This is a genomic window from Gammaproteobacteria bacterium (assembly GCA_015709635.1).
Taxonomy (GTDB): domain Bacteria; phylum Pseudomonadota; class Gammaproteobacteria; order Burkholderiales; family Nitrosomonadaceae; genus Nitrosomonas.
This window is the reverse complement of the sequence record CP054180.1, coordinates 1,309,805-1,335,729: the sequence shown is the minus strand read 5'-3', so window position 1 is coordinate 1,335,729 and position 25,925 is coordinate 1,309,805. Positions and strand designations below refer to the sequence as shown.

The window sequence follows — 25,925 nt, the reverse complement described above, 5'->3', positions numbered from 1 at the left end:
TTCTTAGTTTTTGTAAATTCTTCGGTTTGATAACTTTGTTCATATTCCATCTTCAATCAAACCACTGCCAGATGACCTGAACCAACCACTCCGGCTCATCCAGCGGCAAATCATGCCCGGCCGATTCATGCTCCACATAATCAGCATTCCAGGTCTGCGCGAACTTTTGGCTGCAACGGTAATCCACCAGCCGATCCGTTGGGCTGGTGACGACAAGTAGCGGTTGCTGCGGTTTTGTTGTGACTGAAAATTTCATGGCGGCGAGGAATTGGTTTCTCGCGCTGATTGGCGATACCGGGTTCTGCCGCTGCCATTGCTGCCAGGATTCGAGCAGTTTTGTATCGTGTTGATGGCGATTGGAAGTCAATCGCAGAATATCCGCTTCCCTTTGCACACACGAATGAAACATTATACGCAAAATATAAGGATAAGCCGTCCAGCGCAGGCGATGGTAAAACGGCGATAGCGGTCTGGCGCTGGTGTTGATCAATACCGCGGCTTCAATCTCGGCGGGATAGCGTGTCATCCAGTCGATGGCGATCATGCCGCCCATCGACAACGCAATCAGCCGGATCGGTTGGCTCAGATCAATTTGCTGGCGCAGTGCATCGGTCATCCCGGCGATGGTAGCCGGACTGGTTTCGTAATTGCGCAGGCCGTTGCCGGGCAGATCCGGTGTGCTGATCGACGCACCGGGGAATCGTTGCTGCAAATGACCGGGAAAACCGCCCCAATGCCGCGCTTCGCGCCATAAACCGCGCAGCAGCACGAAATGCGGCGGACGGTTCATGGGTACCACAGCGCCAGGGCTTGTTGCTCCAGTTGCTTCGCATCGCTACGCTCAAGCCAATTATGGTATGACAACGTGGCGTGCAGCAAAAACTCCATCAAAATCAGATGGCTTCTCAGCACACGATTGAGCCGGTGCGGCTTGATCGGATGGTACAAACCGAGCAGCTGCCGCAATTGCAACGGATTTTTGCGAATCCAGCGCCACGATCCCATTTCCAGCGTCAGTGGCAGAAAAATCGTGTGATGCTCCAGCGACTGCAAGTACAGAAAATCCCACAAATCACCGTGCACCAGGTAATGCTGCGATTGCGGCTCGAACAAGTAATCCTGATGCGGGTAGGTTTGCATGAACAAATTGCGTAAATAACAGATTTCCTTCAAGTGCTTGATCGGTTCCAACCGGCTCCGGGCGTACGGAAACCAGATTTGATTGCGAAAACCGAAACCGGAATGGCAATCGAGCACCAGGCTGAACGGCGCGGGAAACACTTCCTGCATGATGAAATCGCACAGCGCTTGCGCTTCCGCTTGCATCGGTTCGTTGCTTTTGCCGCGATACCACGGCAGCGCCGGTGAAATCCGGTGGCCTCCAGCCAGCAAAATGGTTTTTTCTCGGCTATCGACCGGCGCATTGCGCATCAAATCGATGCCTTGCGCATTCGCGCGGGTTTTGCTCAACATCCCGGCGGGATTGACGATCGGCAGGAAATTAATGCGCACCAGCTGCAGAATGTCCGCCAACACCCGATCCCATTTCAACCGCTCCAGCAACCCTTCGAGGAATGCGATGACCACTTGCGTGCCGATACGCTCCAAGCCGTGAACACCGGCAACGTACGTCACGCACGGCACCGCCGGACCGCGATTGCCCAATGTCAGCGCATAGATTGGCAACGAGTCATCGCCGGACCGCACCCGGCACAGTATTTGGCTGCGCAAATGCCCGGCGTAGTTCTCCTGAATAATCGCTTCGATCTGCTCGAGCTCCGGAAACGGCTGGTTGGTTATTGGCGGTGCACGCATTATTGATAAGGAATGTGTGACTGGAATCCTGCTAGCGATAAGAGCTGCATGTTACTCGAATCTTCTCGCCAGTATCAAAGAAAACCGCACTGTTACTTATTTTTCATAAAGATTTCATCAATATGTAACAAATGCTTCAACGAAGCTTAACAAACAGCCTTTATGCTGCGAACCATCATTCATCCATTTAAAAAGGCGTTTATGATTAAGAACAAGGCTCCTATCAAGGTACGAAGCGTTTGGATTTCGGATGTGCATCTCGGATTTCGCGGTTGTCAGGCGGAAGCCTTACTACACTTTTTGCATTCGGTGGAAACCGATTATCTGTTTCTGGTCGGCGATATCGTCGATTTCTGGAGTATCAAAAAGAGCCCCTATTGGCCGCAACATCATACCAATGTTATCCGCTCCATTCTGGGAAAAGCCAAGCACGGCACCAAAGTGATCTATGTACCGGGTAATCACGACGAAGCATTGCGGGATTGTGTCGGTCACGTATTCGGCAATGTCGAAATTCACCAGGATTATGTGCACACCACCACCGACGGCAAAAAGCTGCTGGTCATGCACGGCGATGAATTCGACATGATCATCAAAAACAGCCGCTGGCTTGCCAAGCTGGGCAATATCGCATACGACACCTTGCTCGATCTGAATCACTACTTCAACGGTTTGCGTAAATTTTTCGGTTACTCGTATTGGTCTCTATCGGCTTACCTGAAGTTAAAAGTCAAAAACGCGGTCAGTTACATCAGCAGTTTTGAAGAAGCATTGGCACATCTGGCCAAGGACCGCGGTGTCGATGGCGTTGTCTGCGGCCATATCCATCACGCCGAATTGCGGGAAATCAATTCCGTTCTCTATTGCAACGATGGTGACTGGGTGGAAAGCTGTTCCACTTTGCTGGAACATCTCGACGGGTCGCTGGAACTGGTGTTCTGGTCCGAGCGGTTTGAACAGCACAAAAATCTCGTACAAGCGGAATTGCTGGCCAGTAAAAGAGCGGCTTAAATTCTTTTGAACCATCCATCGTCAGCGAAAACCGTTTTAAGCCTGGACGGCGGCGGCAGCCACCTGCTGATTCAATTAGGTGTGCTGGCTTGTCTGGAAGACGATACCGGCGCTTCCACTTACGATTTGTTCGATCTGATCGCCGGTTCTTCATCCGGTGGATTGATCACCTGTTTGATTCTCGGGCGGCAATTCAGCGCAAACCGTATCATCGAAAAAATTTTGCAGGAAAAGTTACTGCAAGAAATCATGACAGAGCAGCGTTTCGGCCGTTTGCTGCGCACCCTGCAAGTCCGGCCCAAATATCAAGGAATCCCGAAGAAACTGGCGTTACAGCGGGAACTAGGTGATGTGAAACTGTCGTCCCTCGCCAAGCGGATTTTTATTCCCTGTTTCAATCTCAATCAAGATCAACTGGAAATTTTTACCAACGGCAGTCAACCGGATTTTTTACTCAGCGAAATTGCCGATGCCTGCACAGCCGCGCCCTCCTATTATCCGCCGGTGCAAATGCAAGATGGCGGCTGGCGCATCGACGGTGGCGTCGGTATGAACAATCCCGGCTTCAGTGCTTATCTCTACGCACAACGCTGCTGGCATCAGCATGACATCAAACTGCTTTCGATCGGATCGGGCTGGCGCAGTTTTGCCATTAACGGCACCAAAGCCCGTAGTTACGGCGGATTGCAATGGTCGGTGCAAGGTATCGCCTCGATCATCTTGCGGGAAAAAATGATGACCAATGTAAAAACCACCGCGGAGGTTCTCGGCAATCAAGCGCTATATATCAATCATCATTTGAAAGACTATGACATGCCGGATCACATGGATTCGGCCAATAGCACCATCGTGCAACAGAAGGCGCTGAACATCGGTAAACGCTGGTATGCCCTGCATCGCGAACAAATTCATGCGTTGCTGCAACTCTGATAATCGCAAATCAAAATCTACTTTCACTATCGGCAAAAGACCTTAGAATCTGATTTAACAGATCACTCAAATTAGTTAATTTGAAAGTGATTTTTGTCACATTAATACAATTTCTTTTAGCGTATACTTCCGCGCTAGTTGGCATTACCAACGAACTTATCCTTTCTAGACGTGGTTACATTTCAGGGAGAAAATGCAATGCCTGTTAACTCATCGGCCCAAGGTGCGAATACATTTGCGCAAAATTCAAAAGCTCAAAATGATAATTTCAATGATTTGCCAAATAATCAGGATCATTATGTACTGAATGTGTTGGCAAACGATCAAGGCGGTCAAGCGAAAGTTTTGTGGTCTTTGGATGAAGGCAGCGGAAGATGGAATGAGCCGGCTGATTTAATCAGCAAGGATGACATCAACAGTATCAATTACAGTCAATTAAGCGCGCAAATTTCGATTACGCAAGACGGCAAAGTGTCTTATGTCCTAACGCCAGAATTGCAATTGAAACTGAAAGATGTGGCAACTAATGAAGAGCTGACCGATACCTTCATTTACGCCATGAAAGTCGGTCAAGGGGACAGCCCGCTGAATTGGGCCAAGGCGACGGTAAAACTGCAAGGTCTCAATCATGCACCGGAACTGACAGGAACCGCCGCGATTCTCCCTAATGGCACTCAAAATACAGACTATAAAATTCTTACCAGCGATCTGCTGAATGGATTCACGGATGCTGATCATGATGAGTTGTCGATTGCGAATCTGACGGTTACGCATGGCTCATTAACTCAAACCGCTGATGGCTGGATTTTCACACCGGAAAATAACTTTACCGGTGAAATTGAACTTAACTATGACATTGTGGATGGTCACGGCGGAAGTCTGGATGCAACTCTTAAATTTACACTGGAACCCGCGTTCGTGGATACGGATCCACCGACCTTATTATCTGCCGAGCCTACCGATGGCGCTACCGCAGTTCCTGTTGCCAATAATATTTTTTGCATTTCAGCGAAGACGTCGTACCAGGATCCGGCAACATCGTCGTCACTAATGGCACGGATACTCGTCTCATCGCTGTGGATGATAGCAGTCAGGTCACATTCAGTGGCAGCAAGGTAATCATTAATCCCAGCACCAACCTGGTGCCCAATACTACTTACCATGTCGAGATGGCCAATGGCGTGATTGCCGATTATTCCGGAAATCCCTACACCGGAATTGATGATCCATCCACGCTCAACTTTACCACGACCCCCGATACCGCCCCACCGACACTGAATTGGAGTTGGCCATTTGATGGGCAATCATTCAAGATCGACGACAGTATCACCCTGAATTTCAATGAAGAAATCATGGCGGGGACCGGTAACATCATCATCAGCAACGGAACTGATACCAGAACCATCGCAATTGATGATGCCAGTCAAGTAACCATCAATAACCCCACCGGATTCGGCACAGTCAATTACGGTTCAATCACCATCAACCCTACCGAAGATTTGATTTCTAATTCTACCTATAGCATCCAGATTGCCGCTGGTGTCGTTACCGATACATCAGGCAATGCTTGGGCGGGAATCAATGATGCACTGAGCTTTAGTACGATCGGTCCCGGTCCGATTTTGAATTGGAGCAACCCGGGGGACAATGCCACCGATTTTCAGATGGACAGCAATATCGAGTTATTCTTCGATGAGGCCGTTAAACCGGGCAGCACTGGCAATATCATCATCAGCAATGGCTCCGATACGCGTGTCATCTCGATCAATGACAGCAGCCAAGTGACATTTGATGGTTACAGTGGCGTAATCATCAATCCAACAACTGATCTGGTGCCGAACACACATTACAGCATCAAGATCGATAACGGCGCTATCACCGATCTGGATGGTAACCCGTACGCCGGAATCAGCGATGACACCGCACTGGACTTTTCGACAATTCCAACCGATCCACTCCTGACTTGGAGTGATCCTGCTGATGATTCTGCAGACTTTCAGGTCGATCGCAATATCGAGCTGGATTTCAATGAAGCAGTCAAGGCTGGAGATACTGGCAATATCGTTATCAGCAATGGTACTGACACACGCACTATCGCAATTAATGATGCCAGCCAGGTAACTTTTAATGGTAGTAAGATCACTATTAATCCTACTGCCGATCTGATCGCCAACTCTAGCTACAGCATTAAGATCGACAACGGCGCCATTTCCGATTTAGACGGCCATACTTATGCTGGTATCAGTGACGATACGTCGCTCAACTTTACGACAATACCTAGCAATCCTCTATTGATTAGCAGTTCACCGGCAGATGATACCAGCGGTGTTGCAGTGGGTGACAATGTTGTTCTCAATTTCAATGAAGAGATAAAACCGGCAAGCGGGAACATTGTGATTAGTAATGGTTCGGATACGCGAACGATTTCGATCAATGATTCGAGTCAAATAACATTCAGTGATAGTAAGTTTGGTGGCAATCAAATTTTCATCAATCCGACTGCCGATTTGATTCCCAATACGGCTTATCATATTGAAATTGATGCAAGCGCAATTACCGATACTGCCGGAAATCATTACGCAGGAATCAGCGATGACACCACACTCAACTTCACGACGGCCGATAGCACTGGATTGGCTCTTGCCACTCCAGCAATCGTCGGAGTATCGGATATTAGCGAGTCGTTTTTTCCAGTTCACTAACGCTTAAATTGCATCGTTGTAAGTAGTACCATCTCAATTTGAAGACGCTGCACAATTTGATGATACTGCTTACAACCCAAGATAATTACTTGAATGCTGCAATAACACCATGAAATACTGATCCAAAGTAACTGGTTATGCGACAGATTTCCGAAGCCCTTCAAAGTGCCGTTCGTTTTCAGCAATCCGGGCAATTTCACGAGGCGGAAGCAATTTGTCTCAAAATTTGTGCGACGCTACCGGACCACCCCGATACGCTGCATTTGCTCGCCATCATTTACGCCCAAACCCAGCGTTTTCAGCTTGCCAACGATTATTTCCAAAAAACGATAGCAAAGACGCCGACGCGAGCAGACTTCCTCGGCAACTACGCGAATGCATTATTGGAACAAAACCTGATCGAAGATGCGATCGCTTATTGTGCACGGTCGCTCGCGCTCAAGGCCAATCAAGCAGAGGTTCTGAACGTTTTGGGCAGTGCTTATACGGCGCAAAACCGACATCAAAAGGCTGCCGAATGTTTCCGTCAAGCATTGCAAATACGCCCCCAGTTTCCGCATGCACTGAATAACCTCGGAAATGCGCTACAGAAAGCGAATAACTCCGCCGAAGCTGTCTCCTGTTATCAGCGTGCACTTGAGTTAACAGGCGATTATTTCGAAGCCCATAACAACCTTGGCCTGGCATTGAAAACACTGGGCAAGATCGATGAAGCTAGGGCGCATTTCCGCAAGGCCTTGCAACTCAATCCCAGCTTCATCCAGGCAAGTCACAATCTTGCCGAAGTCGATTCAAACTGGCTGGAACCGCTCGAAGGGAAAAAACTATATCTTCGCCGTTATCAAGAACAAGATGCCGCTTACCTTCGTGACTGTCACCGGAACGATGTCTTCATGTCGCAATACAATCAATATATCCCGCGCAATCAAGCTCTTGGTGAATTGGCGGCAAAGTTGCGTGAGGTACACGCAATGCACCCTTGCCAAACAAAATCGGTCGAATGGATGATCGTGCGGAGAAATACCTGTCAACCCGCAGGTATTGCGAACCTGGTGGACATCAACCTACCGCACCGCCGCGCCGAGCTTTTGATCGGATTACCGGATCCCGAAGATCATACCCGCGGCATCGCACTCGAAGCATCACTGCTGATTCTTGATTATGCATTCAACCGGGTCAAATTAAATAAATTGACCAGCAATGTCTATGCTGACAATTTCATATCGCAAAAGAACACCGTTGCCTTCGGATTCAAGCAAGAAAGCTACTTACGTGAACATATTTTTGATCCTATTCACGGAAAATTTCTGGATATTTACGGCAACGGCATGACAGCGCAAGATTTCCGTTCTAACAAAAGAATCTCTAAACTCTCCATACGCATGCTCAATCGGGATATTACCGCAGCATAACAAGCAATCATTTGTAATCTCACTGATCGTTTGTTGCTAAATCCGGCACGCCGGATTTAATCCATCAAACTGTCATCTTTCTGTCACACCGGCTTGCTAGACTTTGCCCGATTCTTTCAGGCCCTGACATCTAGGGCTTTGCAATCAACATTGCAGACATCGGTCCAGGAACTCAAGCATTATGAAAATTTTTTACGGCATACAAGGAACCGGCAACGGCCACATCACGCGCGGCCGCATTATGGCACGGGAGCTGCGCGCAGCGGATCTGGAGGTCACCTATCAGTTTACCGGCAGGCCGCACGATAAATTTTTCGATATGGAAGTGTTCAATGATCATCAATGGCGGGAAGGGCTGACCTTCAGCACGCAAAACGGCAAAATCAATCACATCCGGACAGTATTGCAATCAAAACCGGTACGTTTTCTCAACGATATCCGGCAATTGGATTTAAGCAGTTACGATCTGGTGATTTGCGATTTTGAACCGGTTACCGCCTGGGCGGCGCGGCGGCAAAAGAAAAAAACCATTGGCATCAATCATCAATGCGCTTTCCGGCATAAAATACCGCGCGCCGGAGGCGATCCGATATCGGAAGCGGTATTAAAAAATTTTGCTCCCGTTGACCTCAGTATCGGTTTGCATTGGCATCACTTCGACCAGCCTATTTTACCGCCGGTGATCGAAACGCCTTTTGTTTCCGAGCAAATACAAAAAAACAAAATTGTCATCTACCTGCCATTCGAGAACCAACAATACATTATCCAACTGCTTGCGCCGTTCAAAAGCTTCGAGTTTCACATCTATTCACCGGAAGCAACACCATCGCCTTTTCCCCATATCCATTGCAAACCATTGTCACTGATCGGATTTCAGAAAGATTTGTCAGATTGCGTCGGCATCATTTGTAACGCCGGTTTTGAACTGGCCAGTGAAGCGCTGCAGTTAGGCAAGAAAATTCTGGTAAAACCGGTGCATGCGCAAATGGAACAAGCCTCCAATGCGATTGCACTAAGCACATTGGGTTACGGACATATGATGCAGACTGTCGATGCCACGCGCATTGAGCAATGGTTGTACGAAACCAAAGCGCTGCGCGTTACCTTCCCGAATACGGCGAAGCATCTGGTGCAGTGGATAAAAGACGGCATGCCGCCGGTGGAACAATCCTGGTGCAATCAGATCTGGTCCGAAGTGAAAGTTATTCCGGTTGAATTATCCTGAGTTTGAACAACAATGCTTGAATCAGAAAATGCGCTTAATTCCATGAATGACAGTTCTTTTTTTCAATCCCATCCATTAATCAGCAAAATACCTTCGCCGGAAAAAATCCTCATCATCTATAACCCGATATCCAGCGCAGGCAATACCGAATCGCTTTCGCGCAAATTGGAAACGGTGCTCGCCGGTCATGGCAAAAATGTTGAAGTGTGCCCTTCCGAGAAAAAAATGAAAGGCTATACGCGCATTGAAGACAACATTGCAGCGAGTGAGCTCGTTGTCGTGGTGGGTGGTGACGGCACGGTCAGAAAGTTATTGGGTCTCATCAATAAAACCGGCACGCCGGTTTATGCCATTCCGGGCGGAAACGAATCGCTCTTTGCACGCTCGTACGCCATGAGTACCGATACCGGCGATTTACTGCAAGCCATTGCTTCTGGGATCTGTTTGCAGCAATTTTACGGTGTGATCAGCGGCAATGGAATTCGTGGAGAAAAACCTTTCTTTCACATGGCGTCGATGGGATTGGATTCATTAACCGTGAAAAATATCGGTAAAAGAAAAGGTCCGCTCAATGATTCGATTTACCTGTGGCATGGCTTGAAAGCGTTGTGCGCATTGCATCATCCGACTGTATCGGTGAGCGTTGATGGCCAGCCAGCCGTCGATCATGGAGCCGGTTATATCATCGTGGCCAATACGTCAGCGTATGCAAAGAACTTGCAGCTCGTTCCCAGCGCCAATCCGTCAAAAAATGAACTGGTCGCCGGCTTTTTGCCGGGTGCGCGGCCTCAGCATGAATTAGTCAAGGCCATGCGGATTCTGCAACGCAAACCGGCTAACCTGCCGATGCAGTATTTTTCCGGCAAACATATTACGTGCACCTTGCACGACAAAGCGTACCCACTGCAAGTCGACGGCGATTATTTCCGCAATCGCGATATCGAAGCTGAAAGCACCATTGAATTCAGTGTTAGCGAGAGGCCAATCCGGGTACTCATTCCACCGGCACTGAATATAGAGGCACAGCAAACTGCCGGCAATTTGTCATCGAATTAAGGAAACGCTGAATAGTTGTCTCCGCAAGCGATCTTTACTTGCATTTTCGCGGTTAAGCTTGTTGTGCGCTGGCACTAATCGCCTGCTTCAGTTTGGCTATTTCCGGTTGATTTAGTGTTTCGGTTTTAAGCAGCTCATCCGCCGTCCTATCCAGCAGTGCACGATTATTTTGCAGAATATTGATGGCGCGTTCCAAAGCCTGATCAACCAGCACACGCACTGCGATATCGATTTTGTTCGCGGTTTCGTCGCTGTAATTGCGGCTCTGCGGCAGTACCATATTGGGTTGCAAGAAAGCCGACTGCTCGCGATCATATGCCACATTACCCAATGCTTCGCTCATACCGTAACGCAGCACCATGGCGCGCGCGATATCCGTGGCACGCACCAGATCATCCGCGGCGCCGGTGGATACTTCATGAAACACCACCTGTTCAGCCGCTCTTCCACCCAGCAACACCGCCATTTTGTTGAGCAATTCTACACGTGTCATTAAAAAACGGTCTTCGGTAGGACGTTGAATGGTATAGCCCAATGCGCCGACACCTCGTGGAATGATCGATACTTTATGCACTTCATCGCTACCGGGTAAAGCCAGCGCCACCATGGCATGACCCAATTCATGAAATGCCACGACACGCCGCTCATTGGGATTTAACAGGCGGTTACGTTTTTCCAATCCGGCCACGATACGTTCAATGGCATTATTAAAATCATCCATCGTCACCGATGCGGCAGCGCGACGTGTCGCGAGTAGCGTTGCTTCATTGATCAAGTTCGCCAGATCCGCGCCGGTAAATCCGGGCGTTAAAGCAGCGATCTGCTCAATTTTGACATCGGTATTCAGTTTCACTTTTTTCGCATGAACGGCAAGAATCTGTTCGCGCCCTATTTTATCCGGACGATCCACCAGCACCTGACGGTCAAAACGCCCTGCCCGTAGTAATGCCGGATCGAGAATCTCCGGCCGGTTAGTTGCGGCCAGCAGAACGATACCGCTGCTTGGGTCAAAACCATCCAATTCCGCCAGAAGTTGATTCAGCGTTTGTTCTTTTTCATCATGGCCGCCGCCAAAGCTGCCATAAGCGCCACGAGCACGGCCTAGCGCATCCAATTCATCGATAAAAATGATCGCAGGTGCCATTTGCCGCGCTTGCTCGAACAGATCGCGCACGCGCGCCGCACCGACACCGACGAACATTTCCACAAATTCCGAACCGGAGATGGAAAAGAACGGCACACCGGCTTCTCCGGCAACCGCGCGCGCCAGCAAGGTTTTTCCCGTCCCCGGCGGACCTACCAGCAAAATCCCTTTCGGCGCGCGCCCGCCCAAGCGGCCGTAATCTGCCGGATTTTTTAAGAAATTGATGATCTCGACCAATTCCTCTTTCGCTTCATCCACACCGGCCACATCATCGAAAGTAACCTTGGTTTCTTTCTCGACAAAAACCTTGGCACGGCTTTTACCGATCGACATCAGCCCGCCGCCCATACTGCTGCCCATGCGGCGGATTACAAACAGCCAGATCGCGATAAAAATCGCCGTAGGTATGATCCAGGACAGTAAATCGCGCAGCCACGTGCTTTGCACCACACCGGTATACACCACGTTATGCTTATCCAGTATTTCTGCCAAACCGGGTTCCACGCGCGTGGTGACAAAATCCTTCAAACCATCGGCATTTCTTTCTTTCAATGTGCCAAAAATTTGATTTTGCGTTATCGCAATTTCAGCAATGCTGTCTTGCTCCAGAAAATGATGAAACTGACTGTAGGGAATGGGTTTTACTTGGGTGTATTGCGAGTACAGATTTTGTATCAGCAGTATGCTTAACAACGCCACTATGACATACCAGACGCTGAAGTGAGTTTGTTTGTCCATTGCTTGACCTCAATTTTTGTGGGTAAGAAGTACCGCGAATAACGCCAGTGTCAACTGCCGTCATAAGATACCGCAAACCAGCATAAGTTGCAGCAAGCAATCAGTGCTACGGTTTCAATTAAAAACGCCAGTCGAGTTGCAAACCACCGATATTGATTTGCTCGGAATATTGGCCGACGAGAAAGTCCACTGCCGAGCCTCTGCGGTTGATGGCGGCATCGTTCATGAATAAGTGCGCGTATGCCGCATGGATATTGATATTCTTCATGACCGCGTAAGTCAGGCCTGCGGTCAGCCAGTAGCGGCTGGCATCGGGAATTCGTGACGAGCTGTTTTGTGTGCTTGAAATCGGTGTTTCATCGTAAGCAAATCCCAACCGCCATGCCCATTTATTATTTTCAGAAAAATGATTGATACCCAAGGCATAGCGCCAGGTATCGCGCCAATTCAAATTCTGCACGTCATCCGGCTGCGCCGATGAGAAACTCGTGCGCAACTCCCGCACCAAGCTCCAGTGCGTCCAAAGTGCATCCGCAGAAACAGCCCAGCGCGGATTGAGACGATGCGTAAAACCGAACAGCACGGAGTCTGGCAGAGTACGACGTGCGCGCATTAGAATCAACCAGAGTATTGCCCTGCGTCAGTGCGATGGCTTTGTCCGGCACTGAGAAATCGGCATTGCCATGGACATCATGCACTACCCGGGAACGATAACTGACACCCAAGTGGGTATCTTGATTCAGTGCATAAAAAGCACCGAAGTTATAACCAAATCCAACACTGTCACCTTTCACTGAAACATGTCCGTCCGCAGCCTGGGGCAAAATTCCGCGGCTGGTGCAAGGCGTTGGTCCCAACGTCAAAAAACACGCAGAGCCGAGATCTATTGCGTTGGTTAATCTGGCTTGCATATACTGCACATTAAAACCGGCGCCGAATGAAAATTTTTCAGTTACCTTAAACGATAGCGATGGATTGAAGTTAAAAGTCAAAATTTCCGAATCGAGCGCCTGGTAGCGCCCTTTCCAATCCTGTTGATAGCTATTGCTCATACCAAACGGTGTATTGAATCCGAATCCGAAGGCTATGCGGTTTGTCAGCTCTTGCACATAATATACATTAGGGGCAGAAACCAGATTGGGCGAATCGCCGCCGTTGCCGCCTTTCAGCGGTGCTCCCCCCAGCAACGGACTCATATGTGAAGCACTGTCGTGAAACGTTGCGGAAGGTGCAATGACATAGCCTGCTACCGAAACCAATCTGCCGCGCACCTGACTCATCGCAGCCGGGTTAAAAAATACCATACTGCCGTCATCAATGTTGGTGGGAGCACCTGAGAATGCTTGTCCCAGCTCCTTGACACTTTGCTCCATCACGGCGATACCAGCACTCCATGTCGGAATTGCAGCCACCGATAAAAACAAACCAATAAAGCGGAGAATATATCGACAAAAAAAACTATCAACTACACGGTGCGTTTTAATAAATTCACCCCTGTCATTTTCTAGAATAATTGAAGATTCGTTACTTTTATTTCGGTACCTGTGATGCCATAAAGGCTTGCTTTACTTAAAAAATTTTTTAAGTATAATTTTCTGAATGTCAATAAGAATATTCCGACGCGTACAGAAATGAGCACTTTTCGTTCGCCATCGAAGCAACATTATGTCATTGAAATAAAATGTGTACAAATCTTCATTGATCAACTGGCTCATATTGCCTTGTGGTTATTCTTTTACTCGACAAATAACCCTAAACTCTTCGGAAAACTTTCCGACAAACTGCGAACAATTTTCATACTCTGTCCGCAATGAAAAATGATCATGGTGAGTCCAATTTCAAAACCCATCCTGTGGGCTCTCATCTTTATCAAAACAATCACTCTACTGCATTACTGGCGGAACAAGTAAAACTGCTTTATCAGCAGGCACCCAAAGCGCTTGTTGTAACATTGATCATCGCCGCAGCACTCGCCTTTGTTTTCTGGAATCACGTGACTAAAGAATGGATCATGGGGTGGCTGGCTGCTATCTGTTTCTTGACTCTCGGCAGATTTCTTCTGATCAGATCCTATTTCCGCAAACATCCGGTGGCTTCGGAAGCGGTGATCTGGGGACGCCGGTTCTTCGTCGGCACACTGTTCTCCGGTGTGCTTTGGGGGTTGGCCGGAAGTATTTTCTTTATCGATGACAGCGCCACACATCAACTATTTCTCGCTTATCTGCTGGCCGGCATGATTGCCGGTGCCATGGCCACTTTATCGTCTTATCGCGGTACTTTTCTGGCCTTCTCGATACCGGTTGTCATTCCTTTCACCTATCAAGTCATTGCGCACGAAAGCGATACGCACCTTGCGATTGCGTTGACCTACTTGCTCTTCGTTTTTGCCATGGGCGGCATTTCGCACCGGCTGTACAGAACAGTCGCGGAATCCCTCAAATTCCGTTTTGATAACTTCGACTTGTTAAAGCGTTTGGTGCAAGCGAAGAATCATCAAAAAATGATCAATCAAGCACTGCAAGCTGAGATCGCCGAGAAAGACCAAACCCAGCAAGCGTTGAAAAACGTCAAGGAACAACTGGAGCAACGTGTTTCAGAACGTACCGAGGCGCTGGCACTGGCTAATGACGTATTGCATCAGGAAAAGGAGCTATTCCAAGTCACACTGGCGAGTATCGGTGATGCTGTCACTACTACCGGTGCCGATGGAAGGATCACTTTTCTGAATCCGATCGCGGAGATATTTACCGGCTGGCGCAATCAAGATGCCAGCGGTTTGCCGCTACTGCACGTGTTTAACATTCTCGATCCGGTCAACCGGTCACCGGTATCCGATCCGCTTGCCAGTCAAACCACCCCGCCCGAAAACATACAAGGGCATCGCGAATGTTTGCTCATCCGTAGAGACAAGCAGGAGTGGATTATTGATTATGCCGTCGCACCGATTCAGAACGAGCAGAAAAAAGCCATCGGCTTCGTCATTACATTCCGCGATGTCACGGAACAACGCAAATTGACACAAAAACTTGCTTATCAAGCAGCGCACGATGCTTTGACCGGCTTGTTAAACCGCAAGGAATTCGAAACCCGGCTCAGCAAAATTCTGGCAGCAACGCGTAAAAATGATACGCATGCGTTGTTATATCTCGATTTGGATCAATTTAAAATCATCAACGATACCTGCGGACATAGTGCCGGTGACGAATTATTGCGGCAAGTGACAGCGCTACTGCATGCCAAACTGCGTGCACGCGATACGCTGGCGCGGCTGGGTGGCGATGAATTTGGCGTTATTCTGGAACACTGCCCGCAAAATGAAGCGTTGCAAGTCGCACAAACGTTGCGTGAACTGGTGCAAAATTTCCGCTTTCACTGGCAGGACAGGACTTTCACCATTGGTGTCAGCATTGGATTATTCCCAATCACACATGAAAACAAAGGCCTCACTTTTGCTTTGAATGCCGCGGATAGCGCCTGCTATGCAGCCAAAGAACAAGGCCGCAACCGCGTGCATGTATACCAAACAGATAAAGCGCAGCAAAAACCAGTCGAAACTCATTGGCTGCCACGTATCCAACAAGCCATGGCAGAGCAACGCTTATGCCTTTATTTTCAACCGATCCGACCGCTTTCGGATAACGGTAATGTGATGGAACACGGCGAAATCTTGCTGCGCCTGCAAGATGAGCACGGCCGCTTAGTCATGCCTGGAGCGTTTCTACCCTCCGCAGAGCGGCACGATCACATGCTGATGATTGATCGTTGGGTACTGGAGCATGCATTTAAACTAATCGAAGCACATGCGCATCACCACCCCCGCACTGTGTATACCATCAATTTATCCGCTCAAGTGCTGGAAAATGCCGACTTTCTCGATTTTACCGTAAGTACTATCAAAGCTGGCAAACTGAATCCTGCATGTTTCTGTTTTGAAATTTCCGAACATATCGCCTGCGCCGATTTGACGGATGCTATGCGGTTTATTGCGCCATTGAAAGAACTCGGGTGCCGTTTCTCGATCGACAATTTCACTGGTGGTTTATCATCATTTGGTTATCTGAAAAACATCCCACTTGATTATCTGAAAATTGACGGCCGGCTGATTCGAAACATGCTTTCCGATCCAATCGACCGGGCGATGGTTGAATCGATCAACCATATCGCACATGTCATGCGATTAAGTACCATCGCCGAATGGGTTGAAAACGGCCAGACCTTGCAATTGCTGGAAAATATGGGGATCGACTATGCACAAGGATATTGGATCGCCCAACCATATCCTATCGATGCTGCGATCGTAGAATTCTCAAAAATGAGCAATCCCACACAAAGCTGAATTAAGAAATTGGGAGAGTCGAGCGCAAATACAATGCGACAGAACCGCACATTAGCTTTGAGACCATTAGCTAATGCGCGGGTATACCTTAAAGTTTATTATCGCGTTGAGGAAACGGTGCGTCCGTTGACATTTTGCGGCGCCCGGGCATTGCCGGCGTAGAATCCCTTCAGTTGATCAAGCTGTGCTGAGGATATCGTAATGGAATCGAGTAGCAGATACCATTGCACACCTTCGCTGCAAGGCGGCGTTGTTAAAGAGCCGGCTAGCGCTACGTAGTCAAACGAATTATGGCCAAGCGGCGGTAATAATGTTGTCGGATCGATTTGGATACCGCTGGCATTGCTGTTTTGATCACCTCCTGTGGTTGGCATGTTATTTAAAATAGTCTGAAATGTTGCATTTTCTTCCCCGACATTTACAGCAACACCCAATACAATGAGTCTTCCATCCTGACCCACATGAACGAAATGTAATTCGGCTGGGAACTTCACTCCACCGACTACGTGTTCGCTGGGTTCATGAAAATGAAACTGAATCAGCGGAAACGATTCTTCGCCAATTTTCAATTCCCCTTTGTAATTAGTCGAGGTATTCACTTGAACCGCATGGCCGGTATTAAAAAATACCGGTACATCCACGTCATACCAAACTTGCAGATCATTCAATTTCCGTTTGTTATCAATTTTTGCCGCAGCAAAATCGACCGGTGATTGATGTGTTCCAATACTGCATTCCGCATACGGATAATTTAGCGGCACAACCGTTTGCGACGTATCCTGAATCGCGCCCCACGTGGCTTGCTCCTCATGCGTCCAATGCGGAGCGGCAACAGCCACGGTCGCATAACATGTGAAAATTGCTGAAGCCAGATTTCTTAATACTTTTCTATTCATTGGTTATCTCCAGTTTTCAAATCGTAATTCGGTTAGCACGTATGTTTTTTACAATAATCCACCATCGACGGTTTCTTATCCTTATCGGACTCCGCAGTCGATTGAGAACTTTCTTTCGTGGTCGATGAACCCGATTGTGATGTTTGTGTTTGCGTTTGTTGACTCGAATCGGTGGATGACTTTGAATTATCCGATCCGGATTGAGCAAAACACGAAACACTTAAACTCATTGCGATAGCCAAAAATATTTTTATCAGCATAATCCCCTCGTTTATATAGAAATTTGATTACTATTTCACTGCATGAACGCTCACGATAGCATGGTAAATGTCAATAAAATGTCAAGGAAATTCGTATTTTTTGTGAAAAAAATGTGAACTAAAACAACTACTAATAGTAATGTTATTATAATTCGGATGAAGAATTATCCTGGCTAAGGAATAAAATCAAAACTACTGTACAGTGCGTGATAAGAAAGCAAATCCGGAAGAATTTTTTCTGTAACCTCACGGCAAAGCTCAACAAAGCGAAGCATTCTTCTCAAGATATTCAATCGTCAAACCGGCAATCTTAGGTGTGCCAAGATACGATGGATAAGCCTCGATTCGCCCAGTGCGGTGATAACCCTGGCGTTGATAAAACGCGATCAGTTCAGATCGTTGCGATATCACAAATAGAACGAATTTATGCACACCCAGGGTGTTACGCGCAAACATTTCCGCTTGTGTGAGCATATATTTTCCAAGTCCCTGACCTTGCAAATGGGGATGAACCGAGAAAAAACCGAGGTATGCTTGTTCTTTTTTTGTGGCAATGTAAATGCACGCGACGAGTGTGGATAGTTGATTGACGACAAAAAAACAAGCCCCCGGATTCAGCATAGCAGCTTCAATTTCCTGCCGGTTGGTTCTATCGCCTTGAATAATCGCGGCCTCCGTAGTCCAACCGGTAGTTCCACGATAGGTTAGATTGATTAGATCGCTGATGGCCTGCGCTTGACCGAGATCGGCTTTTTCAAAACGAAAAGCGGAAAAATCCATTATCATTCGTGAGCTGCGCTTTTTCGCCTGATTTCACCTTACCTGTCCGCTGCTCACCACCTTTCTCAGAGTTTCCCTAACCCATTCCTAATGACGGGCTTTTAGTGATCGCTACCAGTACAATGTAAATGAATACGCACTGCGCGGCCACCCAAGCGATAATTTTTGTCCGTTTGGTTTTAGCAAAGCGCATCGCCACCATACCAAGACCGATATACAGCAATAAGCCGACAACTTTTGCGGTTAACCAGGAATTTTGCAACGGGTTTTGTTGAATTGTCATCGCCAGCACAATAGCGCTTGTCAACAAAACGGTATCGATCACGTGCGGCAAAATTTTGACCCAGCGCTGGCGCAAATTGGTTGAATCGCTGATCAACCAGATACCGCGTAGAAAGAACAGTGAATAACTGCAAATCACGCTGCTGACGTGAATCATTTTCAACAATGCATAACTCATCACGTTCAGACTCCGGCTATCAACCAACCGTGGCTTCCTGCTACGGCACCGGCGATGGTAATCAAGCTGAGTATCAGCAAGAACAAGTGTTTACGTTGAATTTTGGCAAATGTTTCCGGTGACACATCTTTTTGCACCGATGCAGCGGCTTGCCGGCGGCCACGCGGCTCCATGACGAACAACATCACACTAAACAACAACCAAATAAAAACCATCGTGTGCATCCACCAGTATTGCCACTGCGCAAAACGTTGCCAAACATCCAGTACATACACCATATAAAAACCGCTCAAACCGACAATTAAGGTATAGATGCGCGCCTGTGCGGCAAAGCGCTGCCGGAAGCGGGAAAAAAACGCCATTGCTTCCGTAGCCGATTGCATACGCGCCAAATTCGGCAACAATACAAAAGTCACCATCGCCACTCCGCCAATCCACAACACGACACCCAGTATATGCAATACTCGGGCTAAAACGATATCATCCATTTAATTTTTCTGATTGATTAAAAACAAAATTGGAAATAATGAAAGAAAAAGCTGATTGCACATGATGATGGTTCTCCTCCGCAGCCATCTTTTTTGCTTCGACAAAACCAGCGTACCCCCTACTCGCCTTCCAGAGTCCATTTCTCAGCTTCTTCGTAATCGTGAAACACCACCACATTTGCGTTGATGAACAGATTGGAAACCCACGCGCCCCAAGTCTGCCATTCATCGTCGGTTACCACCGCCACCCGATTAAATTCGCTACCGTGAGCGCGCATGAATTTGATTTCCTCCCAGGCCACATCGACGGTGTAATCCAGCATATCGCGCCAATCGAACAGGAGATTCGCCGCGCCGTCAAAATGAGTTTGATAAAGCACTTGCTGCTCAAATTCGGTGTAATCAGCCAGCGTAAACTCACCGATAACCGCAACAATAACGAGATTGTCTTTCTTTTGAATCGTAATCATGGCTTCACCTCAAATGGTAACAACCTCATCATAGGGAATTAAGCGCAATGGTGCAAATTTTGCCGTTCCCCTGTCAGTTGTCTTCCGGCAATTGTAAAGTCACTTTCGCACTACAGCAGGTGCCAGCTTAATACCTAAAATACCGCTCAACGATCCGCCCAGCACGATTAATCCCATGCCGAACCAAGCTACGGGCGACAATAGTTCATTCCACAACACGATACCCCACAGACTGGCAAACAATACCGTGCTATAGCCCAGCGAAGTCACAACCAGTGTGGCGCCTTTATGATAGGCACGCGTCATCGCAAGCTGCGCCAATGTTGCCGTTATGCCGGTACCCAACAGCAATAATAAACCATCCCAGGTGACCGGACTGAATGCCGTGAACAGTAACCACAAACCGGTAGCCAACGTACTGATCAGCGTGAAATAAAACACCACATGCCACTCCGATTCGCCAAGACTGCCCAATTGCTTGACATTGATATAGGCAATCGCAGCAAAGAAACCGGAAGCCATACCGATGAATCCCGCGATCCAGTGCTCTTCGGGCAACGTCGGCTGCAGCAGTAAAATGACTCCGGCGAAACCGACCACAATGGCGCAAATTAAAGACCAGTGAATGTGCTCTTTTAGAATCAGCGCGGCAAATATCGCGACAAAAAGCGGCCAGGTATAATTCAACGAAATCGCAGTAGCCAAAGGCAATTGCGTCAGGCAGTAGAAAAACATCAACAAACTCACCAAACCGCTAATACCGCGCCAGCAATGAACCCGCCAGTGCGGCGTAGCCACCGGCAAGCGGTAATAGCGAATAACCAGGTAAGTTATCCAGACCCCGAACAGCGAGCGGTAAAATACCAGTTCCGTACTGGAAAAATAAACGGCGCCCAGTTTGACCAGGACGCCCATACAAGCAAACATAAATGCCGCTACCAGCATCCACAAAGAACGCACTGATTAATTTCCCTAAAACAGAATGCAGATAATGTGTTACCGGATGTGCGAACCGATTTCCCGTTGCAGAAACTGATGAAAATGTTTCATGCCGTCTTCCATTGGAATTTGATACGGCCCGGTCTCATTTAAGCCTTGCTCGTACAAAGCACGCCGCCCGGCAGTCATTAATCTGCAAATTTCATCATCTTCAAGCGCGGTTTCTTTATACGCAGCCTGTTCAGCTTCGACAAAATCACGCTCGAACAGCGCGATTTCCTCTGGATAGTAAAATTCAACCACATTCGTGCAACTTTCCACGCCGGTCGGCAATATCGTACTGATAATGAGGGTGTGCGGGTACCATTCCAGCATGATATTGGGATAATAAAGCAACCAGATCGAACCATGTGGTGGCATCTTACCGTTGGTTTGCTGCAGCACCTGCTCATGCCATTTGGCATAGACCGGACTGCCCGGTTTTTGCAGGCGCGCGCTATCGATGGCTACCGTCTGCACACTGTACCAATCACCAAACTCCCAATCGAGTTTCTTGGTATCGACGAAATGACCTAATCCCGGGTGAAACGGATCAACGTGATAATCTTCCAGATAAACTTCAATGAAGGTTTTCCAGTTGCAATCATAGTGATCGATTTGCACTCGATCGAGCAAATAGCCGGAAAAATCAAAATCCTTCAGCACTCCAAGATTCGCCATATCATGCGAAACAGTGCGCTCACCGCTAAACAACAAACCATTCCAGTTCTGCAATGCGGTTTGCCCTAAATTCAAACAGGGATTCTGGTCGAAATGCGGTGCACCCAGCAATTTGCCATTCAATGCATATGTCCAGCGATGAATCGGACATACGATACTCTTGGTATTGCTTCTGCCTGCTAATAAAAGAGCCTGACGATGACGGCAGACATTGGATAACAACTCGATACCTTGTTCGCTACGTACCAGCACTTTGGCATTGTTCATCCATTCCGGTACATAATAGTCACCCACATTGGGCACCATGACTTCATGACCGACATAGCCTGGCCCGCGATCAAACAGTAAATGTTTTTCAATCTCCAGAATTTTGGGATCCAAGTACCAGCTGATGGGAAGTTGTGCTGACATCTCCGTCAGTTGTGGAATCTCAGCCATGTTAGACATATAAATACCTTATATCTCCCAAGTAAAAAATAGCGGCGAAAATACACGAAAAGACAAAAATTTAAAACCTATTTAAGCAAGTCAGGAACGAAAAGCCGAATGCTTGGCTATAATAGTAGTCTTGATAGTAAAATATCAGCTTTTACCGATACATTACGCAGCCAAAGAAGTAAATTGTACAAGATTGAATTATCTAATTAATCAAAAAGAGAGCATCTTAATGAAATCTAAACAGTTGTTAAGAAAAAAATCATGGATATCCGTATTATCCACAGTATTTGTTGTCGGTCTAGCTGCTTGTGACAGCGGCGGTGAAAAAAACCTCGAAACTTCATCCGCTTCATCAACATCATCGGCAGTAGCCGCTGTTAAAAGAAATGCGCCGACTGGCCCCGCTACCGGTATTTTAGTCGATTCCGCCGTTTCCGGCGTAACATATGCCGCGACTTCTGGAAAATCCGGCACTACCGATGAAAAAGGTAATTTCAGCTTCACGCATGGCGACAAAATCGAATTCAAATTGGGCGATTTGACACTGGGCAATATTCAGGGTTCACAAATCGTCACACCGATCGAGCTAGCTGGTGACAACAACAATAAACTGCAAAATCTGTTGGTTCTGCTGCAATCGCTGGATTCCGACAGTGACCTTTCCAACGGTATCGCTATTTCTCGCGAAACCTCAGCCGCTGTTAAAGGTTCGATTAATTTAGATAGCAACCCGGAAACATTTGCCGAATCGGCCGGCTTAAAAGACATCATGTCAGCCGGCGGCATTTCAGGTGAAGCCAGAACACTCGAAGACGCCCGCACACATTTTCTCTCACAAGGTGTCGCACTGCTTAGCGCGCAAATCTGGGTCAGTTATACCAACCAAACCGCTAGCGTATTACGGGTAGCCGCCGATAGCAGCGGAGAATACTTGCAAGGTGACGCGCGACCGGATGATTCCTGCGATGAGAACCGCGTCTGTGGCGGCAAAACCGTATTCCAGGCCGGTGTTGAATACGGTGTTGCCAAAGCTACCGATTTTGATAATCGTGGCTTCAAACTGGTCAGCACACCCAGTGTCGATACCAATCTGAAAGCCGGATTTTCAAATCCCGGTCCGACCCGGCGCGTACGTACCGATGGTTTTGAATTGATTAATTCCGACATCGTCACGGTGCAAAGAGCGCGTGAACAAAGCAGCGTATTCGGTGAGCTTTTCCATATCGCCAAACCCATTCAGCTCAGCGATGAAAACGAAGTCGTCGAGAAAGAGGTAAAAGAATCCCGTTACTCAAAAATCGATAACGATGCGAATGGTATTACCGGTGCCTGGGCCTTTGACGGCGAAGCGATCAAAACAACAACCCTGGTTTTCTTTCCCAACGGCAAATATATGATGATCGACCCGACCGGCGCTACGCAGCGTGAAGATCAAGCAAAATGTGCAAAACCCGGAATTGAATTTGCATCCTACTCGTATGATAAAGGCAGCAGCAAATTAAACTTATCGAGCTACACATATAACACCAATGGTTGCGCCGGCTTCTCCGATATCGAGGGTGGCATTGGTTTTGCGATCAGCTCGGACGGCAAAACCGCTAAATTGGATAAATCAGGTGAACAATCCGTCACGCTTTATCGCGTCTCCAAATAACCGGATCAATTCTTGATCTGCCAAGCGGCTCGCCAGATTTTCAGCTGGCTGGCGGGTAGCTTGGGTTAATTTTTCAGCACTTATGCCGGTCATCCGTGTCGCGCTCAATGTTCCGGTTGACACGCTGTTTGACTATCAAGCCGACGATGTCAGTGAACACGATATCGGCGCGCGTGTCTGCGTACCGTTCGGAAAAAAACGAGTCACCGGGGTTATCGTTACGATCAGTGCCAGTACTGAGATTCCGCTTGAGAAACTTAAAGTTGCGCATGGCATCTTCAGGGAAATAAAACCGCTATCGGCCGCATTGCTGGATTTATTTCATTTCTGCAGTCATTACTATCATCATCCGCTCGGCATGGTGATCATGAATGGCTTACCCGTCAAATTACGCAACAACAAAATAATCAGTCTCAAAAAAAGCTCGTATGACTATCACTATGCTCTGACTGCAGTGGGAGCAAGCGTTGATGTATCCGTCATTCCGCCACGCAATCGTGTAGCACGGAACCTATTAAGTGAATTTCAGCGTATGACGGCACTGACTGCCGCGCAAGTCAAGCAGATTTCGCCGCGCGCGAATAAAGTGCTGCAAGAATGGATTCAGCTTGGATGGATAACCGCCAAGCCTGTTACTGTTACACCCGTAACGGCTGACGCGAAAATCCCGGCGCTGACTGCCGAGCAGACAATCGCGGTCAATGCGATTGTCTCCGGGATCAATCAATTTAATACTTGGCTGCTGCATGGTGTAACCGGCAGTGGCAAAACCGAGGTCTACCTCAGAATCATCGAACCAGTGCTGGCACACGACAAGCAAACGCTGGTGCTGATCCCAGAAATCAGTCTAACACCGCAATTGGAAGCCATTTTCCGTAACCGCTTTCCCACCGTTCCGCTGATCAGTTTGCACAGCGGGTTGAATGATACGGAACGCTTGTCCGGCTGGCTGCACGCGCAAAGCGGTGCAGCCAAAATCATACTGGGGACGCGCCTCGCCGTTTTTACCCCGTTACCCGATCTGGGATTGATCATCGTCGATGAAGAGCAAGACAGTTCGTTCAAGCAACAGGATGGGTTGCGGTATTCCGCGCGTGATTTGGCGATTTTCCGCGGTAAGCAAATGACTATCCCGGTAGTGCTGGGTTCCGCCACGCCGTCGCTGGAAAGCTACTATCATGCGCTCACCGGCCGTTACCGGCATATCCGCCTGCAATCCCGTGCCGTGCAAAATGCTGCCCTACCCTCGGTGCGCTGCATCGACACGCGCATCCACAAAACCCAGGACGGCTTATCGGAACCGCTGCTCCAAGCACTCCAACGCTGTTTGGCAGAAAAACATCAGAGCCTTATTTTTCTTAATCGGCGCGGCTACGCACCGGTGTTGCTGTGCAAAGCCTGCGGCTGGACCGCCCCTTGTCAGCGCTGTTCCAGCCGCCTGGTCGTTCATCTGCGCGATAAAAAATTAAGCTGCCACCATTGCGGTCATCAAGAACAATTTCCACGCGCCTGCCCGCATTGCGGCAATCAAGATATCGCCCCTTTCGGACAAGGCACGCAGCGCATTGAAGAAACATTAACGGCGCATTTCCCGGCGGCGCGGATTCTGCGCATCGATCGCGACAGCACGCGCCGCAAGCACGCCTGGCAAGAGATTCTGCATGCCGTTCAAACACAGCAAGTCGATATTCTGATCGGCACGCAACTGCTCGCCAAAGGTCATGATTTTCCGAATCTCGCATTAGTCGGTATCCTGAATGCCGATAATGCGCTCTACAGCACCGATTTTCGCGCCAGCGAGCGGCTGTTTGCACAGCTGATGCAAGTTGCCGGCCGGGCTGGGCGCGCGCAGGTGGCCGGACATGTATTGATTCAAACCGAATTTCCTGATCATGCGTTGTATCAAGCATTGCAACGGCACGATTACGATGCATTGGCGCAAACCCTGCTGGCGGAAAGAAAAAGCGCTGGCTTTCCACCGTATGTCTACCAAGCGCTGCTGCGAGCGGAAGCGCACGACATCCAAGCCGTGCTGGATTTTCTCGGTCAGGCGGTGCATCTTGCCAAACCACCCGCTCGCGTAGAATTATTCGATCCGGTTCCGGCGCACATGGTGCGGCTGAAAGGCCTCGAACGCGGCCATATACTGGTGCAATCCCCATCGCGCAAACACTTGCAATCTTTTCTGACCGAGTGGTACGCCAAACTTGCGGCATTATCCGGTCAAAAAGTGCGCTGGGTGTTGGATGTCGATCCGCTAGAATTCTGATCTTTAATAGCGTTTTTATATTCCATTAAATGATGAAGAACATGCTCACAAACGACTAACATGCTGATACCCTGGATTCCCTGAATATTAGAGCGGCATCCATGCATTGAAAACCGGAAACGACCATTTTGTGCATCAATATCGTGTGCAAAATTATGACTTACACCGGTAAAATCCGAATT

At 48.3% G+C, this 25,925-nt stretch carries 19 protein-coding genes and 1 pseudogene; 9 read left to right on the top strand and 11 right to left on the bottom strand.

Annotated features, from left to right (window positions below; genetic code table 11):
• Positions 1–52: 52 nt before the first annotated feature.
• Entirely contained in the window at positions 53–790 is a 738-nt protein-coding gene (locus HRU78_06060) for an alpha/beta hydrolase (GenBank protein ID QOJ23269.1), read from the bottom strand.
• Positions 787–1,815: a zinc carboxypeptidase gene (locus HRU78_06055; protein QOJ23268.1), complete on the bottom strand. Its 1,029-nt coding sequence runs from the start codon at positions 1,813–1,815 to the stop codon at positions 787–789. Before HRU78_06055 ends, HRU78_06060 begins: the two co-directional genes overlap by 4 nt.
• Before the next feature lie 201 nt (positions 1,816–2,016).
• Here HRU78_06055 and HRU78_06050 point away from each other — a divergent pair, with 201 nt between their 5' ends.
• The 6 genes from HRU78_06050 (at position 2,017) to HRU78_06025 (ending at position 10,151) form a co-directional block, all read left to right on the top strand.
• On the top strand, positions 2,017–2,826 hold the full coding sequence (locus HRU78_06050) for a UDP-2,3-diacylglucosamine diphosphatase (protein ID QOJ23267.1): 810 nt from the start codon (positions 2,017–2,019) through the stop codon (positions 2,824–2,826).
• Between the two features lie 6 nt (positions 2,827–2,832).
• Positions 2,833–3,756, top strand: coding sequence for a patatin-like phospholipase family protein (locus tag HRU78_06045; protein ID QOJ23266.1), 924 nt, complete (start codon positions 2,833–2,835; stop codon positions 3,754–3,756).
• A gap of 998 nt (positions 3,757–4,754) precedes the next feature.
• On the top strand, positions 4,755–6,458 hold the full coding sequence (locus tag HRU78_06040) for an Ig-like domain-containing protein (GenBank protein QOJ23265.1): 1,704 nt from the start codon (positions 4,755–4,757) through the stop codon (positions 6,456–6,458).
• 137 nt (positions 6,459–6,595) lie between these two features.
• Complete coding sequence (locus HRU78_06035) at positions 6,596–7,870, top strand: GNAT family N-acetyltransferase (GenBank protein QOJ23264.1); 1,275 nt, start codon at positions 6,596–6,598, stop codon at positions 7,868–7,870.
• A gap of 181 nt (positions 7,871–8,051) precedes the next feature.
• Positions 8,052–9,095, top strand: a complete 1,044-nt coding sequence (locus tag HRU78_06030) for a glycosyltransferase (GenBank protein QOJ23263.1) — start codon at positions 8,052–8,054, stop codon at positions 9,093–9,095.
• A gap of 42 nt (positions 9,096–9,137) precedes the next feature.
• The gene (locus HRU78_06025; GenBank protein QOJ24945.1) at positions 9,138–10,151 is read left to right on the top strand and encodes an NAD(+)/NADH kinase; all 1,014 of its coding nucleotides are present in this window, start codon (positions 9,138–9,140) and stop codon (positions 10,149–10,151) included.
• Positions 10,152–10,203: 52 nt separating this feature from the next.
• Here HRU78_06025 and HRU78_06020 read toward each other — a convergent pair whose 3' ends face one another.
• On the bottom strand, positions 10,204–12,033 hold the full coding sequence (locus HRU78_06020) for an ATP-dependent metallopeptidase FtsH/Yme1/Tma family protein (protein ID QOJ23262.1): 1,830 nt from the start codon (positions 12,031–12,033) through the stop codon (positions 10,204–10,206).
• 118 nt (positions 12,034–12,151) lie between these two features.
• Positions 12,152–13,406: pseudogene (locus HRU78_06015) on the bottom strand (outer membrane protein transport protein).
• 437 nt (positions 13,407–13,843) lie between these two features.
• Between HRU78_06015 and HRU78_06010 the strand changes: the two are divergent.
• Complete coding sequence (locus HRU78_06010; protein ID QOJ23261.1) at positions 13,844–16,369, top strand: EAL domain-containing protein; 2,526 nt, start codon at positions 13,844–13,846, stop codon at positions 16,367–16,369.
• A 98-nt stretch (positions 16,370–16,467) separates the two neighbouring features.
• Here HRU78_06010 and HRU78_06005 read toward each other — a convergent pair whose 3' ends face one another.
• The 7 genes from HRU78_06005 to HRU78_05975 form a co-directional block, all read right to left on the bottom strand.
• Positions 16,468–17,265, bottom strand: coding sequence for a carbonic anhydrase family protein (locus HRU78_06005; GenBank protein ID QOJ23260.1), 798 nt, complete (start codon positions 17,263–17,265; stop codon positions 16,468–16,470).
• A gap of 518 nt (positions 17,266–17,783) precedes the next feature.
• Entirely contained in the window at positions 17,784–18,305 is a 522-nt protein-coding gene (locus HRU78_06000) for a GNAT family N-acetyltransferase (protein ID QOJ24944.1), read from the bottom strand.
• A 76-nt stretch (positions 18,306–18,381) separates the two neighbouring features.
• Positions 18,382–18,765: a SirB2 family protein gene (locus tag HRU78_05995; GenBank protein QOJ24943.1), complete on the bottom strand. Its 384-nt coding sequence runs from the start codon at positions 18,763–18,765 to the stop codon at positions 18,382–18,384.
• A 5-nt stretch (positions 18,766–18,770) separates the two neighbouring features.
• A complete protein-coding gene (locus HRU78_05990; protein QOJ23259.1) occupies positions 18,771–19,253 on the bottom strand; it encodes a hypothetical protein in 483 nt (160 codons plus the stop codon).
• A 119-nt stretch (positions 19,254–19,372) separates the two neighbouring features.
• A complete protein-coding gene (locus HRU78_05985) occupies positions 19,373–19,723 on the bottom strand; it encodes an STAS/SEC14 domain-containing protein (GenBank protein ID QOJ23258.1) in 351 nt (116 codons plus the stop codon).
• 99 nt (positions 19,724–19,822) lie between these two features.
• Positions 19,823–20,668: a DMT family transporter gene (locus HRU78_05980; GenBank protein QOJ24942.1), complete on the bottom strand. Its 846-nt coding sequence runs from the start codon at positions 20,666–20,668 to the stop codon at positions 19,823–19,825.
• Between the two features lie 51 nt (positions 20,669–20,719).
• On the bottom strand, positions 20,720–21,829 hold the full coding sequence (locus HRU78_05975; GenBank protein QOJ23257.1) for an aromatic ring-hydroxylating dioxygenase subunit alpha: 1,110 nt from the start codon (positions 21,827–21,829) through the stop codon (positions 20,720–20,722).
• A gap of 220 nt (positions 21,830–22,049) precedes the next feature.
• Here HRU78_05975 and HRU78_05970 point away from each other — a divergent pair, with 220 nt between their 5' ends.
• Together HRU78_05970 and HRU78_05965 are read left to right on the top strand one after the other, a co-directional pair.
• The gene (locus HRU78_05970) at positions 22,050–23,474 is read left to right on the top strand and encodes an adhesin (protein ID QOJ23256.1); all 1,425 of its coding nucleotides are present in this window, start codon (positions 22,050–22,052) and stop codon (positions 23,472–23,474) included.
• 82 nt (positions 23,475–23,556) lie between these two features.
• A complete protein-coding gene (locus HRU78_05965; GenBank protein QOJ23255.1) occupies positions 23,557–25,743 on the top strand; it encodes a primosomal protein N' in 2,187 nt (728 codons plus the stop codon).
• Positions 25,744–25,925 lie beyond the last annotated feature (182 nt).